Origin of the sequence: Falseniella ignava CCUG 37419, from assembly GCF_000301055.1 — a bacterium.
GTDB lineage: Bacteria > Bacillota > Bacilli > Lactobacillales > Aerococcaceae > Falseniella > Falseniella ignava.
Map to the genome: position 1 here is coordinate 24,529 of NZ_JH932302.1, position 14,607 is coordinate 39,135.

Consider the following 14,607-nt stretch of genomic DNA (forward strand, 5'->3'; position numbering starts at 1 on the left):
TTTTTGTGCGCGAAGGGGCGGCACCGTTATCCGTTGGGGCAAGGTACAGAGATTTGACCTCCCCCTCCCCTCCACACTATTTCTTACCAAAGCGGTCACCATCCAAGACAGAGATTCTTGAGTGGCATGATTTACACAAAGCCATCAAATTATTTTCATCATGAGTCCCTCCACGTTTAAGAGGTAAGATATGATGGACTTCTTCAGCTGTTTTTAATCTATTTTCTTTTAAACATTGTTGGCATAGAGGATGTTCCTTAATAAACTGATTGCGAATCTTTCGCCACTTTCGTCCGTAACGTTTAGCTGTCTCAGGATCACGTTGATACTTCTCGTAGTTCTTGTTGCTTTCCTTTTGATGTTTTTTACAAAACCGTCCCTCAACTAATTCCGGACAAAAAGGATGGGCACATGGTTTCAAAGGTTTCTTCGGCATTCGATTCACTCCATAAAAAGAGCCCTGAGATTATCCCAAGGCTTCTGTCGCTATTATTTTACATCTTAACTATATCAAAGTACCCTACTCTCATTCTCTCTCATTTACTCTCATCTTTTATCTTGGTGGTTTAATTAAGATAGCTTCTGTACTACAAAGCGCTTGCTTATGAATGCGAAAGACATGTTGAATACTAAAGTTCAAGTCTACTGCTATCTGTTCAAAGGATAAGAAGTTCAAGTAACGCTTCTCAAGAACCATCTGTTGTTCCTTATCTGGCACCTCATTAATCACTTCAGTAATTTTGACTTTTAAGTCAACTAGCTCATCGATGTCCTTATTAATTTCTTCTTCCAGCATAACCACCTTAACAATGATTTCTTCTAAACGAGAAGTATTACGTCCGGGTGCTTTTGGCATATCGGACAAGGTACTGGTTGCTTTTTGAGCTAATGAGTTAAGAGAGTCAATCTGTTCAATCTTGCTATTAATGCGATGATCTAAATAAAAAGCTTGTTGTAAAAATTCTTTAGGAGTCAATTCTACCTACCTCCTCGTTTAATTTTTTGAGTAGATGCTCCCCATCTGTGTCGGTTATTTCTTTAAACCACTCGGATAAGAAAAACTTCTGGCATGAGATGAAATATCGATGAGCTGCCTCACTCTGTGGATTGCACTTCAATCTTTTACATGCTTTCCGGTAATCTTTGACGGCTTGCAAAATGATCGCATGGGCTAATCGTTCGTATGGATTATCCATCAACTCACCTCCAGGTCTGCTTTTACAGCATTAATCAAAGCATTTTGACTTTGGCTCTTATTTTCTAAAGCTTTCAAGACATATTCATCTAAAGTGTTTTTGGTCACGATGTGATGAACGACTACACTCTCACTTTGTCCTTGTCGGTAAAGTCTAGCATTGGTTTGTTCATATAGTTCTAGAGACCAAGTTAAAGTAAACCAAACAATCGTAGAACCACCACTTTGAAGATTCAATCCATGACCTGCACTTGCAGGGTGGATAACTGCTACTGGAATCTCACCTTGATTCCAATCTCGAAAGTCTTGTCTGCTTTTAAGTTCTCGCACCTCAAAGCGTTCTTTAATCCTTTCAAGATCATGTTTAAACCAGTACACTACCAAAAGTGGTTTACCATTTGCTCCCTCAATTAAATCCTCCAGAGCATCTAACTTCCTGTCGTGAAGATGTATTGATTGTTGCTCTTCCCCATATACATTACCGCTCGCCATCTGAAGTAATTTTCCAGATAGAACTGCTGCATTCACTGCATCAATTTCTTTATCACCTAATGTTACCAACATATCTTTTTTGAGTTGATCATAAATTGCTTGTTCCTTAGCTGAAAGTTCAACCGGTACTTTATTCATAATTAGTTCTGGCATTTCTAGGTAATCTTCTGCTTTCATGGAAACGGTGATGTCACTAATCTTGTCGTAGATGGCTTCTTCTCCTCCCGGTTTTAACTTGTAAGAATAAATGATCATCCCATTTCGCTTATCGGGATTAAAGTATGTTTGTCGGTAATGACTGATAAAACGTCCCAGTCGCTCACCTTTATCTAAGATACGAAACGGTGCCCATAAATCCATCAAACCATTACTTGAAGGAGTTCCTGTTAGACCAACGATTCGTTTAATATAAGGTCTAACTTGGATGAGAGCTTTAAACCGTTTAGCCGTATGAGATTTGAAACTAGATAACTCATCAATCACAACCATGTCAAAATCAAAAGGTATATTCGATTTATTCACTAACCAATCAATATTCTCCCGGTTAATAAAATATATATCAGCTTTTTCTTTTAATGCTTGGGTGCGTTCTTTGACACTCCCGATGACGGTTGAATATCGGAGTAATTTTAGATGTTCCCATTTGTCACACTCATCTGGCCAAGTATCTCTTGCTACTCGAATAGGGGCAATGATTAAGACCTTCTTCACTTCAAATGAATTAAACATCAAGTTATGAATAGCTGATAAGGTAATCACCGTCTTACCTAAACCCATCTGAAGAAATAGCGCACTTACCTCATGGACTTCAATGTAATCAATCATGGTTGCTTGATAAGGATAAGGTTTAAACTCCACTTGATGTCACCTCCTCAATAATAGGTACAATTTGAGTGAGGTCGTCTAGCATATAGCACAAGAAACCTAACTGCATTAATTGCTTGATTCGCTTCACTTGAATGGGACGAAGTTTTTCACCTGGGCGCTTTACTTCTACAAAGGCACACTTGCCTCCCGGTAATAAGACTAAACGATCCGGTAAACCTGTTAGGCTGATAGAATTAAGTTTTAGGCATAAACCTTGATGTGCTTTGACTGTTTTGACTAATTGTTCCTCAATGTATCTTTCTGTAATTTTTTGCATTTTATCTCCTCAATGATAAATGTTGATTTAATCGCATTTGTGTAGGTCTAGGAGGTCATATATATAACTTTTATATATGTGTTTTTATTTTTAATCTATATAGAAAAGTTTAGTATATAGCATACATAACCTACACAAACCTTGATATTATGCGAATTCTGATTTAAGTTTCAATCCTTGAATGTAATTGCCATCTGAATGACGTCGACGAACAAACCCTTCGGAAGAAAGTGCAGCATAAAAATCAGTTGTACTACGAGTGTATTCTCCTGTTCTAAAGCAAAAGGCTCGATATTCTTCATACAATTGACCCGATCTTTCTTCATACGAATTATCTAATTCACAACATTCCGCGAAGAATTGGCCCAACCAATCGTTACTTTCTTTATATTCTTCAATGGCATCCTTCACCTTTTGAGGTAATGGAATTTTGAAGTCAGAAGCAATTACTTTTTGTGCTCCTTCAATCATCCAAGACAAAATTGCACCACCTGCTTCTTGATAGAGATGGTCGGAATAGTTTTTCACATCACCTTGGCCTTCAATTTTCGCTTCAAAAGGAATGACAATTAATCGTCTCCAGGTCCCTCGATCAATGGCTCCCACCTTTGGTAGATGGTTTGTATAGAGCACTAAAGTATGACTCGGGATAAAACTAAAAGGCGACTTATATTTCTTCTCAGCAAAGATTTCATCTGTCGAACAAAGTTGCTTAACAATGGAAGTATTAAGTCGCATCCCCTCTTGAAGTTCTGCAGAGATTAAAAGTCGTTTCCCCTTAGCTTCTGCAAGCTCTGGTTTGACGTTGCGACGGTTATTAACGGTTAGAACATCCGCAGATAAATTACCGCCATAGCTACCCAGGATACGTGAAATGGTATTCCAAAAGGTAGATTTCCCATTACGACCATCACCATAGGCGATAATTAAAGCTTCAACATAGACTTTTCCAATAATAGACAAACCAACAATTTGTTGGACATAATCAATCAGTTCTTGGTCATTCACAAAAAAGGTATTTAATGCGTCCAACCACATATCCATATTCTCTTGACTCACATCCACAGTTGTTTGCTTAGTAATATAATCTTCAAAATCATGTTCATGAACTTCTCCAGTCTTTAAATTAATCGTGTGACTCGGAGTATTTAATAGGAATTCATCAATATCTAAATCCGAATGACTAATTTCTAACATCGATTGAGCCTGACGTAACGACGCATTAATGGCACGATCATCGCGACGTTTAATGGCATACTTTTGATAAATTTGAGCGGCTAATAAATTCTGATAAGAGATTCGTTGCGGCTTTGAAAAGACATCTAGGGCTTTCTTCTCACCTACACTTTCAATCAGAGCTAACCCACCATTTTGTTCAAGTTGATTAGTAAAGACCATAATCTGTTCTTCAGCTTCCTCCAATTGACGAAAAGTAAGTTCTTGGGCTACACCAAGCGACTTTGGTTTTGATTCTTCCCAATAACTACCGTTATAAGTAAGGTAGTCAGTAGCCGGTGAATAACGTAATTTACCTTGATACTCTTCAGCCAGAACTGTTGCTTGACCAACATCTGAAAAATCAGTTGGTTTCAGTGTTAAATCTGGTTTAAATTGTTCCGGTGGAATATAGTCCGGTGATTGAGACACACGCTTCCCGAACTTTAAAGCAGACTGCCAAATTTTCTCTAATTCCTCATCTGGTAAAGGTGGTGAACATAATTCCGCTTTTTGGTTAAACAAGTCACGAGCTTCCTCGGTATTCCCTAAACGAATGAGAATCCTACCTGCATACTGACTCATCGTGTTATTACGTCCACCTTCTAAAATTAAATCCTGTTCGCTATCCCAAGCTTCAAATGAATCCATAAGAATATCTGTGATATATTTATCTCCACGCATAAACTCAACTTGAGGATTTTCTACTCCAAAAATCAATCGTGCACTATCCATCGCATTGACATCAAAATAAGGAAAGTAGTTCCGAATCGCTTCTTTGGTCTGACGGTAGGCATCCGCATCATGAATTTTAGCTATTGGAAAATAAACATGAAGCCTTGGCCTTGGTGACTTACTTTCTTTTTGTTTCCAATGATTTCGACTGGATACCATGGCACATTTGACTCCTTGAAAGACTAACTTCACATCCTCAACATCCATCCAATCAGCCGCATCATCCGAATGATCATTATCTAAGTCCATAACAATCACATCCGAAGACATGAAGTTTGCATTAGCTCGGTGATTATTTTCGTATTGTGCAGTGACATGATCGTACTGCATAGCTTCAATAAAACTAGCCTCATTATTAGCTTCTACTCGATTGGGGAAGATGAAACTATTGGCCTTTTCTCTAGTATTACTGGTATATAAAATCATTGTTAACCTCCTAATCTTTTTGATAAAAGAAACACTCAAATCCATCAGCATCTAAGGGGAGTCCCTGAGCCCATTGAGGTTGTTTGCTTAAAATAGTATTGACTTCTTCGACACTGGATTGACCGATGGGCACTTCTAGAACGACTTCATCGTGAACATGCATGACGATTCGAAACCCTTTTTGAGTGAGTCGTTGCATAGCTTCGGCTAAGATATCTCTAGCAATCGCTTGAACCACATTCTCAACAAACTTCCCTCCATAGCTTTCAATTCGTTCCCACTTATTCCCCAGCACAATTCTTTCATAAGTGATAGACTCTCCTCCAAAACGGTTAGTACCTATCTTGGGTTTTGGGTAGGCTAATCGTCTACCACTAGGCAACTTGATAAAAAGCATCCCTTTCTCATAAGACAAAACAAGGGATTTTAAGTAATGAGTTTGCCTAGATTTAATGACTTGTTTAACCGATGCATCCATATCCCACCAAAATTGTACGATACGAGAATTAGCATTGCGCCAGGAGTCCACAATACCTTGGAGTTCCTGTTCTTCAATCCCCATCTCTAAGGCACCCATGGCTTTTAAAGCTCCTACTGAGCCTTGATAGCCACAAGCTAATTCAGATATCTTTCCTTTTTGTCTTAGATGACCATTGAGCCCATTCTTCTCCACAGGAATACCAAACATCTGGGAGGCAGACTGGCAATAAATATCCGCTCCCACTTTAAAAGCTTTGAGTCGCCAAGTCTCATGTGCTAACCAAGCTAAAACTCGAGCTTCAATCGCAGAAAAGTCGGATACAATAAAACGATGGTCTTTTTTGGGTATAAAAGCCGTTCGGATTAACTGGGATAACACATCTGAGGGACTATCATAAACTAACTCTAAATCTTCAAAACGACCCTCTTTGACCAGATCTCGGGCCAATTCCAGATTAGGTAGATTATTCCTTCTCAGGTTTTGAACTTGAATCAATCGTCCAGAATATCTTCCAGTCCGATTAGCGCCATAGAATTGAAGTAACCCTCTGGCTCTTTGATCTTTACCCATGACACTTTCCATCGCATGATATTTCTTCACACTGGACTTTGAAAGTTCCTGGCGTAATTCCAATACTTCTTTTATGATGCCTTTCGCTTCTATTAAAGCTTGTTCAACTTCTTGTTTTGCGAGTGACTCAATATGTAGTCCTTGATTGTTAAGCCACTCTTTGAGTTGAGTGGGTGAGTTTGGATTATCTAGCCCGGTTAGATTAATTGAGCGTTCCATATTTTCATGACGTAACTGTTCATCAAATTGAATAGCTTGCTGTACTAAGATAGGGTCTAATTCAATTCCAGTATCATTAATCTGCTGATCAATGTGATAGTGTTCCCACTCAAATTCAGGCATTGGAAAATGGGATAATCTTTTTTGAATCGCCATTTCCGTTTCAACGTCCTGTTTGTTATACTCAATAAATTCTCGCCATTTGATTCGATCATGTTGGGGTAAGTTACGAGTACATTGACCGTTAGCCTGGGTTGGTTTACAAGGAACTGAAAAATAACGAATCAAAGCCTTTCCTTCTGACTTCTTTTGTTGGTCAGTTCCTAATACCTGAGCAACTTTCTCAAGAGACAAGGGTAAACCTAAATAAGCCGACCACACCATCGTGCAATACCAAGACTCAGGCGATAGAACTTCACCTAAATAACGCGACAAACACACCCGTTCAAAATTGGCATTAAAAGCCCATTTCTTCACTTGGTCATTCAAAAGTGCTTGAATAATTTCGTTAGGTATGGACTCTCCTTGAGCTATATCCACTACATGAACTGGACCCTTATTCACTGAATAAGCGAAAAGGAGGACTTCAAAGTCCCCACTCTCCGCATACTTATAAACACCTGCTTTGGATAAATCCACCGAGGAATAGGTTTCAATATCAATATTTAAGTTGATGATGTCCATCCTTATCTAACTCCCTCAACTTAATCTTTACATGTACGTAAGTAGCAACTCCTTCTCGGATGAGCCAATTAAGGCCCAATCCGATGAAGAAGATATCAAATAATATTTCCATTTACTTATCCCTTCGCATTTTGTGATGTAACCAATAGAATAGTTGACCTAACCAAGAACCAATTTGCCAGGATCCGGCCATACATAGAAACATATTGAACACGATATCAATATTTTCCATACTGTTCCCTCCTAAGCTAAGAAGTCATCATCAACAGCATCAAAGTCTGAAGCTGCAGAAGTACGACCACCTAAAGGATCTCCATCACGCAGTTTTTGGATATTTCCCAAACCGACAGCCACTCCTCGATTACCATTAACGTTATAGGCATAGAAATTAAGCGATACGCGGGCATAAACACCTGAATAAACTTCTGAGCGATCTAAAATCGGTTGAACTGATTGATCAACAATCTGTGGTGGTTGAACTGAATTCGCATTAACAAAGTAAGCATCTTTATATGCATCATCATCACGCTCCACATCACCGTCACGTAATGGTAACTTCAGTGCTGCTTTATTTGGCTTCTTACCTCCAAACTTGCCTAGCCCTGCTTCAATGGCCGCATCAATTGCAGCTTCAATCTTTTCAATCGTTTCTGTATCTGACTTGGGAATAATTAGTGATACAGAATACTTATCCTTACCACCGTTCATTCCCGGACGGGGTTCCCATACATTTGCATAAGATAAACGAACTTCACCGGTTACTACTTTTGTTGAATTAATCATTGCCATAATTTTTTTCTCCTTTTTCTACATTAAAATCTTCATTAACATCATGTTTTACAATTTCTGGACGACCATCTGACTCAGGTACTAAAGTTGGCTGCCCAGATGGCTTGGTGATCAAATCACCGAATACTTCTTTAAACTGTTCTTTACCTAATTTTGACTCTAACTTTGTGAGTGGAAGTAAAGTCTCTTGATAGATTCCTTCAATACCTTTTTCCTCTGCACGTTGTTCGATAAGTGCTGGATTGACATACTTGCGACTAGAGCGCCCTTCAACCAACTTGAAGCCAGGATAATCTTTTCCATATTCTACTGCTTGCTTTTGAGCGTACTCTTTCACATCTTTGACCCACTTCAGAAGGTCATCGACGTGAGATAATACTTCAGCCATTTCTTCATCATTTAGCAAGTGAGCTTCTTTTAACTCATACTTACGTAATTCCAAATGATGCTTCGCTCGGTCTTTTGAAATGGCCTTGATTTTCGTCATCGCTAACCAATCACCATACTCAAGCGACCCTTCACCTTTTGCGGCTTGCATCGCTTTAACCTTCAATTCACCGTTTGCCCATTCTAAAATGGGATCAACATCCATGGTCCAAGTAGACACATTTCCAATACGCGGTTGGTAGATAGTCATACGAACTTCTTCGATGTCATAGATGCTTTCTACTAACTCGAGAGCACCGAGGGCATATAACAATAGTTGTGTGTTATTCTCAGGATTGACGTAGTACTTACCGTACTTGAAGTCAATAATATGAAGGATGTTATTAGAAATGAGGACCGCATCCCCAGTTCCAAACCCTTCTGGCACATAACGTGAGAAGTCTAAACGTTGTTCGATAAACAACAGTGTATTCTCTCCTAAAGATTCTTTATGCTCGACCACAAAGTTGGCGTAGTCCTGACAATATCGTTCCATTTCATCGTCATGGTAGATGGAACCTTCTAGTGATGAATCTTGGCCAAGTTTCAATTTTAGGAAATGCTCTGCCATCGCATGGGCAGCGGTTCCTTGCTCAGCCGCTTCCGATGATTCTTCTGTCACCATCGCTTCGAGAAGAGCAATCGGAGCATGCTTTAGCCACCGATGAGAGCTTGATGCAGATAGCAACGCATGTTTCTTATTGGTCATCTGCTAATTCCTCCACTGCTTTCCACAAATCTGGATAGACCTTAGGATCCAGCTCACTTAATTTACTGCTACCAAATTGTTGAATGAGCGAGCGGATTTCAGAAGTAAATCCATCTCTTGACTTCTCTGCTAAGAACATTTGAATCGCTTCAAAGGAAACTGGATGAATTTCTTCTTCGACATCTTCAACGGGGTCATCATTATTCATAGAACTTAATAGTACGTTGAGACTGTCTACTAAATTCTGTGCATCTTCTTGAACCTGTAGGTACATTTTCATTCTCGACATATTTATCTCCTTTACTGTTTGACATGACTTGACGGGCGAGCTTCTTCGTTACAATTGAAATAGCCATCAAGCTGTTTGCTATTTCTTCATTGGTCGTTTGTTCCAATCCAATTTCCTCCTTCCAAACCTCTTAGGACATCTGCATCCACTTTGAGTAACTTTTTGGAAAGATATTTTAATTAAGTGTCTCCAAGAAAGATGGGGACATTGATTTTTCCTTCCATCTCTCTTAGGACAATTAGGGTTAACTTGAGTAATCAATTAGAATAATTATTTCCAATCTTTCATTGTTTCTTGGATAATTGGCAGTAATTTCCTTTTGGTATTATTAACCGTTTTTTGTGAACAGCCAACAATCAGAGCTACTTCTCGTTCAGTCATCTCGTCAATCAATAATAGAGACATAATCATTTTGTTACGCTCAGAAAAATCATTCAGTACTTCCTCGAAAGCTTCAGATAGTAGGAGGGCTTCGGCTGCTGCTTCGACATTCTCTCGTGCCGACGCTTCAAAGTTCGTATCTTCAGCAATCCGATCCAAGGACAGTGGCAATCCCATCTTCAATTGACTGATTGGTTCACCAGTACCACCCATAGCGGTAAATTGGTCTGGTGTACCCGGCATCCAGTCAGATTTTTCTTCTTCATAATTTGACCAAGCAACATTGATATCTTCATAGGCACGTTGAGTCTGTTTCTGTTCGCGCCATACAGGACGCATCATTTCTAAGTAGATTTCTTCTGTGACTTCAACTTCTTGATTAACAAGGACATTTTTACCATTAATCTGTTTTACTGTTTTTACTGTTACGACACGTTTTTTCATATTTGTCTCCTTATTGCCTAAGGAGCACTCGAACAAAAGGAGACAAAAAATAGGCCTGTGACCTTGGAAGTGCACAGACCTACTCCACCTGATGAAAATGGGCGCATTAAGGTAAGGCTACTTCCATCATTCTTGATATTGGTCTTGCGACCTAACAAAAATGACCATGTATCCTTCTGCCCTAATGCATATCAGGCGTTGTGATATTTAATTTGATGATGATTAATGGCTCACCATCAAAGCCATGAATTTATGCGATTAACTACTTACGACCTCGACGTGTCTGAGATAATGCGGAACCTGCAACTGACTTACTTGTTTTGCTATACCGACCATCCTTTAGGATTTTCGAAGCTTTGCATGCAACTTTCTTGCTGGTTTGCTTGTTGTTACGTGCCATGGGATCACCTCCTTTAAAAAAAAGATAGCTTTCGTTAATTTCAAATTTCTCCTATTAATAAATAGACCAAAATCTTGAAAAGTGGCAATTTTAAAAACGTAATCATAAAAATTAACTATTGGTTAAACATTGAATTCTTAAATTTAAAGAATAATGTACGTCAAATTCCTTTCATTTATGTCTGAGAATAAATTGACTACTAGTAACGTCCTCTAAGTATCCGTGTTAATCTTGATCCAGATACTGATTTGCTATTTGTTTAGAAGCATGTAGTCACCCCTTTATCGTAAATATACGATGTTGTAAAAATTTCATATTTAACTTAGAATTATGTATATAGTTCAAATGACTACACACTTATTCTAAAAAAAACAAGCCCACTTGTATTTAGTGGACTTTTACTGGGGTTTTATTGGACTTTTACTGAGAGGAGGTATGCAATGAATCAAATATGTTTGTCAAGTTTCTTGAAAATATCACAAAAAGCATTACAAGCACCTAATTTAAACCAAGATGTTGTTAATTTATTAATAGGTGCTCTAATAGATAGAGAAAATATAATAGATCGAAACGGAAGCCCTGTTGATATCACTCCAGCGAAGGTTAGTGGTTGGTTTAACAAAACTAAAGATGTAGAGCAGTCTATCCGTGATGCAGTCTCATTTGATGACAGTGTTGTTGAGCGATGCAAAAACTGGTTTGGTGAAATTTTCATCCCAACTCTTAATATTAATCTGACTGAGGATTTTTATTCTGAAATGAAATCATTGGTCGAGCAAGATGAACAAATCTCTGAACAAAAGCGAGATCAACTATTAGAAAAGCTCAACAGTGAACACTATTCTAGTTTTTTAGCTGAATTGTTTTTGTATTGTTTATCACGGTCGAATACTGAGAATAGAGAGACGGTCCCAACATCAGATTATTATCTTCTATCAGAATGTGATTCAAGTTGCCCCACTTGCGGAAAAAGATTAACTGAAAATATCAGAAATAACTCGATTAAAAAATATGACGTAATTCAGTTTGATTTTTTAGATCCCCAAAATGACAAACTTTGTCTATGCAGAGATTGTGCAGATATTTATGTTGGAGAACTCTCAGAAGAAGAACAACAGGAAATTATAGATATTAAGGAAGAACTAATAAAAAATAAGCAAATAAAAGAAGTTTCAAACTCAGTGAAGCTTGAAAAAGATATTTTAGAGGTAATAAACAATCTTTCTTCTATTGATTTATCAAGCATACATACGGACTTGACTTTAAATGCTGTAGAACTTAAAAAGAAAATACATCCTGAAAATTATATGTTGATTTTTGATATAAACACAAAAGTAACTTCTTACTACAATACCGTCAGAAATATTTTTTCGAATTTAGAAGGGGAAGGAATAATAGTTTTCGAAAAAATTGCTTCTCAAGTAAAACTTTATTATTTGAATTTAGAAGAAGAAAATATAGATCAGAGTCAAATTTATGAAGAAGTTACAGATTGGATACATAATTCATCTGGTGGTAATTCAAATAGATTAGCATGTCAAATAATTGCTGCCTTTTTTGTTCAGAATTGTGAGGTGTTTAATGAAATTTCCGAGTAAAGTAACAAGCTATCAAGATAGTGTTTTCCCAAAAATTACTGCTATCTTAGATACCGTTCACAATGAACCAATGGAAGTAATCGAATTGTTCAATCAAACGAAGAAAAAATTTGACAACATAAATGATTTTATAGAAGTGCTGGTTATTTTGTTTGCAATAAAGAAAATTAATCTTAATAAGGAAGGAGTGATTTACTATGTTAGTTGAAATTCAATGTGATGCTTTCAAACACAAAGAGCCAATCAAATTCAAAGATGGATTAAATGTTGTTTTAGGGGCAAATGATGGTGCAAATTCCATCGGTAAATCGACTCTACTTATGGTCATTGATTTCGTATTTGGTGGGTCTGACTATACAGATAAATCTCTTGATACAATCAAAAACGTTGGCGAACACCAAATCAACTTTGCATTTCAATTTGAAGGCACAATGTATTATTTTTCAAGAGATACAAGCTCTCCTACCGAAGTCTCAATTTGTGACAATAATTATTCGAAGATCAAAATCATAAATTTGAATGATTATACTAATCTGTTAAAAGAAAAATACAAAATAAACTCAAGTTACATTAGTTTTAGAGAGACGGTAAGTAATTTTATCCGAGTCTATCATAGAGATAATTACGATGAGACTGCTCCCCTTCGTTCGTTTAAACAAGATACACAAAACAAAGGTTTGAAGAGATTATTTAAGTTGTTAAATGAATATGAAGAAATAGATTTAGCTGATAAACGCTATCAAGAATACAAAGAAAAAAAGGAAACCTTTAATAAGTCTTTAAAATATAATTATATATACGCCACTCCAAATAAAACTGAATATAAAAAGAATGAAATTGAAATTAATAATTTGCGTAAACAAAAAGAGAATCTGGTATTAGATTTAGGAGAAACATTCGCTGGTCTCGATGAATACCAAAGAAATAAACTAGCTGAACTTAGAGAACAGCAAAGATTATTTAGCAATAAAATTCTAACTTATCAGCTTCAATTAAATTCAATGAAATATGATCAAAAATTTTCTAGTTCTAAATTAAAAAGTGATCTATTAGAATTAGAAAAATTCTTCCCTAATTTGAACGTCGCTGAGATTGTGGAGATCGAACAATTTCATGATGATTTGAATAGTATTTTGAAGAAACAAGTAGCAGACAATACGAAAAAAATAGATAGAGAATTGAAAAAATACAATGAATTGTATTTTGAAGTGGATCGACAAATTGAAGAAATTAAGGATTCTGAAAAAATTCCACAAGATAAATTACAAAACTATACTGAAGTGGACAGAAAGATTATTAAGCTCGAGAAAGCCAATGAAGCTTATGATAATAAGGAGCTTATTGCAGAAGAAACAAAGAAAAGAAAAGAACACTTAGATCATACGGTTGATTTAGCTATTAATTCAATTGAATCGACTTTAAATCAGACAATGCATGAAATTAATGAAAAGGTTACTAATGGGCAAAAAATGGCCCCTCTTATTAATATAAATTCGATTACTAGTTACCATTTCGAAATCCCAAATGACACAGGAACAGGTACAAATTTTCGCGGTCTAGTTGTCTTCGATTTAGCGATATTAACGCTATCCTTTCTACCATTGTTAGTTCATGATTCATTAATCTTTAAGCAAGTAGAAGACAACGCTATTGAGAATATTCTCAAAATATATTCCACATTTGACAAGCAAATATTCATTTCATTTGATAAACAAAGCGCATATTCAGATGAAGTAAAATCACTCCTTTATGACAATCATGTAATTGAACTTGGGCCAAATGGCAACGAACTATTTGGAAAATCATGGAGTAGTGTCGAAAATAACCAACTAGATGAAAAGAAGGAGTAAATTATGAAATTATATACAAAATCTGAATTACTTAATCAGCTTAGAACTGAAAGCGAGAAAGCATACCAAAACCTTATAAACAAGAATAGTGCAAAATCATCCCACAAAAGCAATGCACAATTTATGAATAATTTTATTACAAAACAAAGAAACAAGTTTATTACTAATAATATAGATAATATTGATAACCCGGATGATACAGTCCTAAATAATCTTATGTTAATTTATTATGTATCTTACATTGTAATGCTCGAATATCGTCATAAATGTTGGCCATATGAATACATGGCATTTTCTCGGAGAATTGGTGAATTATGGGAGCCTTTCTGTAAACTTCCTTTTCAATATTCAAAAAAAGACTTGGAAGAATATAAACCAAAAACATTTGCGTACGTAAAAAATGAAATCAACGAAAATTTTTTAGAATATATTGATAAGTTAAATATCTCAGAAGATGTAGAGAAGTCAAACATTTATGACACAGCCTTTGATAAATAGATTGTGCTAAAGAAGCTAATCAGTAAAACTATTTTTGAAAAATTTAGTCAAGGCCTTTAGAG

At 36.6% G+C, this 14,607-nt stretch carries 16 protein-coding genes; 4 read left to right on the forward strand and 12 right to left on the reverse strand.

The window, feature by feature from the left end:
• Window positions 1-76: 76 nt before the first annotated feature.
• The 12 genes from HMPREF9707_RS08290 to HMPREF9707_RS09150 all read right to left on the reverse strand — a co-directional run bounded on the left by HMPREF9707_RS08290 (window position 77) and on the right by HMPREF9707_RS09150 (window position 10,599).
• The gene (locus tag HMPREF9707_RS08290; protein ID WP_006702253.1) at window positions 77-436 is read right to left on the reverse strand and encodes an HNH endonuclease; all 360 of its coding nucleotides are present in this window, start codon (window positions 434-436) and stop codon (window positions 77-79) included.
• A 117-nt stretch (window positions 437-553) separates the two neighbouring features.
• Window positions 554-976 carry a DUF1492 domain-containing protein gene (locus tag HMPREF9707_RS08295; protein ID WP_006702254.1) on the reverse strand — a complete coding sequence of 141 codons (423 nt, stop codon included), beginning with the start codon at window positions 974-976 and terminating at the stop codon, window positions 554-556.
• Window positions 966-1,196 (reverse strand): hypothetical protein, encoded by a 231-nt coding sequence (locus HMPREF9707_RS08300; RefSeq protein WP_006702255.1) that lies wholly within the window; start codon window positions 1,194-1,196, stop codon window positions 966-968. Before HMPREF9707_RS08300 ends, HMPREF9707_RS08295 begins: the two co-directional genes overlap by 11 nt.
• On the reverse strand, window positions 1,196-2,545 hold the full coding sequence (locus HMPREF9707_RS08305) for a DEAD/DEAH box helicase (RefSeq protein ID WP_006702256.1): 1,350 nt from the start codon (window positions 2,543-2,545) through the stop codon (window positions 1,196-1,198). The genes HMPREF9707_RS08300 and HMPREF9707_RS08305 overlap by 1 nt, the downstream gene beginning before the upstream one ends.
• Entirely contained in the window at window positions 2,535-2,831 is a 297-nt protein-coding gene (locus HMPREF9707_RS08310; RefSeq protein WP_006702257.1) for a VRR-NUC domain-containing protein, read from the reverse strand. The genes HMPREF9707_RS08305 and HMPREF9707_RS08310 overlap by 11 nt, the downstream gene beginning before the upstream one ends.
• Before the next feature lie 147 nt (window positions 2,832-2,978).
• On the reverse strand, window positions 2,979-5,207 hold the full coding sequence (locus HMPREF9707_RS08315; RefSeq protein ID WP_006702258.1) for a phage/plasmid primase, P4 family: 2,229 nt from the start codon (window positions 5,205-5,207) through the stop codon (window positions 2,979-2,981).
• A 10-nt stretch (window positions 5,208-5,217) separates the two neighbouring features.
• Window positions 5,218-7,161 carry a DNA polymerase gene (locus tag HMPREF9707_RS08320; RefSeq protein WP_006702259.1) on the reverse strand — a complete coding sequence of 648 codons (1,944 nt, stop codon included), beginning with the start codon at window positions 7,159-7,161 and terminating at the stop codon, window positions 5,218-5,220.
• 243 nt (window positions 7,162-7,404) lie between these two features.
• Window positions 7,405-7,950 carry a DUF2815 family protein gene (locus tag HMPREF9707_RS08325; RefSeq protein ID WP_006702261.1) on the reverse strand — a complete coding sequence of 182 codons (546 nt, stop codon included), beginning with the start codon at window positions 7,948-7,950 and terminating at the stop codon, window positions 7,405-7,407.
• A complete protein-coding gene (locus HMPREF9707_RS08330) occupies window positions 7,937-9,085 on the reverse strand; it encodes a DUF2800 domain-containing protein (protein WP_006702262.1) in 1,149 nt (382 codons plus the stop codon). The genes HMPREF9707_RS08325 and HMPREF9707_RS08330 overlap by 14 nt, the downstream gene beginning before the upstream one ends.
• The gene (locus HMPREF9707_RS08335; protein WP_006702263.1) at window positions 9,075-9,374 is read right to left on the reverse strand and encodes a hypothetical protein; all 300 of its coding nucleotides are present in this window, start codon (window positions 9,372-9,374) and stop codon (window positions 9,075-9,077) included. Before HMPREF9707_RS08335 ends, HMPREF9707_RS08330 begins: the two co-directional genes overlap by 11 nt.
• Window positions 9,375-9,644: 270 nt before the next feature.
• Window positions 9,645-10,199 carry a sigma-70 RNA polymerase sigma factor region 4 domain-containing protein gene (locus tag HMPREF9707_RS08340; RefSeq protein WP_006702264.1) on the reverse strand — a complete coding sequence of 185 codons (555 nt, stop codon included), beginning with the start codon at window positions 10,197-10,199 and terminating at the stop codon, window positions 9,645-9,647.
• Between the two features lie 262 nt (window positions 10,200-10,461).
• The gene (locus HMPREF9707_RS09150; RefSeq protein WP_006702265.1) at window positions 10,462-10,599 is read right to left on the reverse strand and encodes a hypothetical protein; all 138 of its coding nucleotides are present in this window, start codon (window positions 10,597-10,599) and stop codon (window positions 10,462-10,464) included.
• 440 nt (window positions 10,600-11,039) lie between these two features.
• Here HMPREF9707_RS09150 and HMPREF9707_RS08345 point away from each other — a divergent pair, with 440 nt between their 5' ends.
• The 4 genes from HMPREF9707_RS08345 to HMPREF9707_RS08360 are packed head-to-tail and all read left to right on the forward strand — an operon-like array spanning window position 11,040 to window position 14,545.
• Window positions 11,040-12,197: an ABC-three component system protein gene (locus HMPREF9707_RS08345; protein WP_006702266.1), complete on the forward strand. Its 1,158-nt coding sequence runs from the start codon at window positions 11,040-11,042 to the stop codon at window positions 12,195-12,197.
• Window positions 12,181-12,405, forward strand: a complete 225-nt coding sequence (locus tag HMPREF9707_RS08350) for an ABC-three component system middle component 7 (protein ID WP_006702267.1) — start codon at window positions 12,181-12,183, stop codon at window positions 12,403-12,405. The genes HMPREF9707_RS08345 and HMPREF9707_RS08350 overlap by 17 nt, the downstream gene beginning before the upstream one ends.
• Window positions 12,395-14,047: a DUF2326 domain-containing protein gene (locus tag HMPREF9707_RS08355; protein ID WP_006702268.1), complete on the forward strand. Its 1,653-nt coding sequence runs from the start codon at window positions 12,395-12,397 to the stop codon at window positions 14,045-14,047. The genes HMPREF9707_RS08350 and HMPREF9707_RS08355 overlap by 11 nt, the downstream gene beginning before the upstream one ends.
• A gap of 3 nt (window positions 14,048-14,050) precedes the next feature.
• Entirely contained in the window at window positions 14,051-14,545 is a 495-nt protein-coding gene (locus HMPREF9707_RS08360; RefSeq protein ID WP_006702269.1) for a hypothetical protein, read from the forward strand.
• Window positions 14,546-14,607 lie beyond the last annotated feature (62 nt).

What these genes read in the sequence shown, in the direction of transcription:
- HMPREF9707_RS08325 (WP_006702261.1), bottom strand. Translation starts at nt 7,950, where the DNA reads ATGGCAATGATTAATTCAACAAAAGTAGTAACCGGTGAAGTTCGTTTA.
- HMPREF9707_RS08315 (WP_006702258.1), bottom strand. Translation starts at nt 5,207, where the DNA reads ATGATTTTATATACCAGTAATACTAGAGAAAAGGCCAATAGTTTCATC.
- HMPREF9707_RS08330 (WP_006702262.1), bottom strand. Translation starts at nt 9,085, where the DNA reads ATGACCAATAAGAAACATGCGTTGCTATCTGCATCAAGCTCTCATCGG.
- HMPREF9707_RS08290 (WP_006702253.1), bottom strand. Translation starts at nt 436, where the DNA reads ATGCCGAAGAAACCTTTGAAACCATGTGCCCATCCTTTTTGTCCGGAA.
- HMPREF9707_RS08320 (WP_006702259.1), bottom strand. Translation starts at nt 7,161, where the DNA reads ATGGACATCATCAACTTAAATATTGATATTGAAACCTATTCCTCGGTG.
- HMPREF9707_RS08360 (WP_006702269.1), top strand. Translation starts at nt 14,051, where the DNA reads ATGAAATTATATACAAAATCTGAATTACTTAATCAGCTTAGAACTGAA.
- HMPREF9707_RS08355 (WP_006702268.1), top strand. Translation starts at nt 12,395, where the DNA reads ATGTTAGTTGAAATTCAATGTGATGCTTTCAAACACAAAGAGCCAATC.
- HMPREF9707_RS08300 (WP_006702255.1), bottom strand. Translation starts at nt 1,196, where the DNA reads ATGGATAATCCATACGAACGATTAGCCCATGCGATCATTTTGCAAGCC.
- HMPREF9707_RS08350 (WP_006702267.1), top strand. Translation starts at nt 12,181, where the DNA reads ATGAAATTTCCGAGTAAAGTAACAAGCTATCAAGATAGTGTTTTCCCA.
- HMPREF9707_RS09150 (WP_006702265.1), bottom strand. Translation starts at nt 10,599, where the DNA reads ATGGCACGTAACAACAAGCAAACCAGCAAGAAAGTTGCATGCAAAGCT.
- HMPREF9707_RS08310 (WP_006702257.1), bottom strand. Translation starts at nt 2,831, where the DNA reads ATGCAAAAAATTACAGAAAGATACATTGAGGAACAATTAGTCAAAACA.
- HMPREF9707_RS08345 (WP_006702266.1), top strand. Translation starts at nt 11,040, where the DNA reads ATGAATCAAATATGTTTGTCAAGTTTCTTGAAAATATCACAAAAAGCA.
- HMPREF9707_RS08340 (WP_006702264.1), bottom strand. Translation starts at nt 10,199, where the DNA reads ATGAAAAAACGTGTCGTAACAGTAAAAACAGTAAAACAGATTAATGGT.
- HMPREF9707_RS08335 (WP_006702263.1), bottom strand. Translation starts at nt 9,374, where the DNA reads ATGTCGAGAATGAAAATGTACCTACAGGTTCAAGAAGATGCACAGAAT.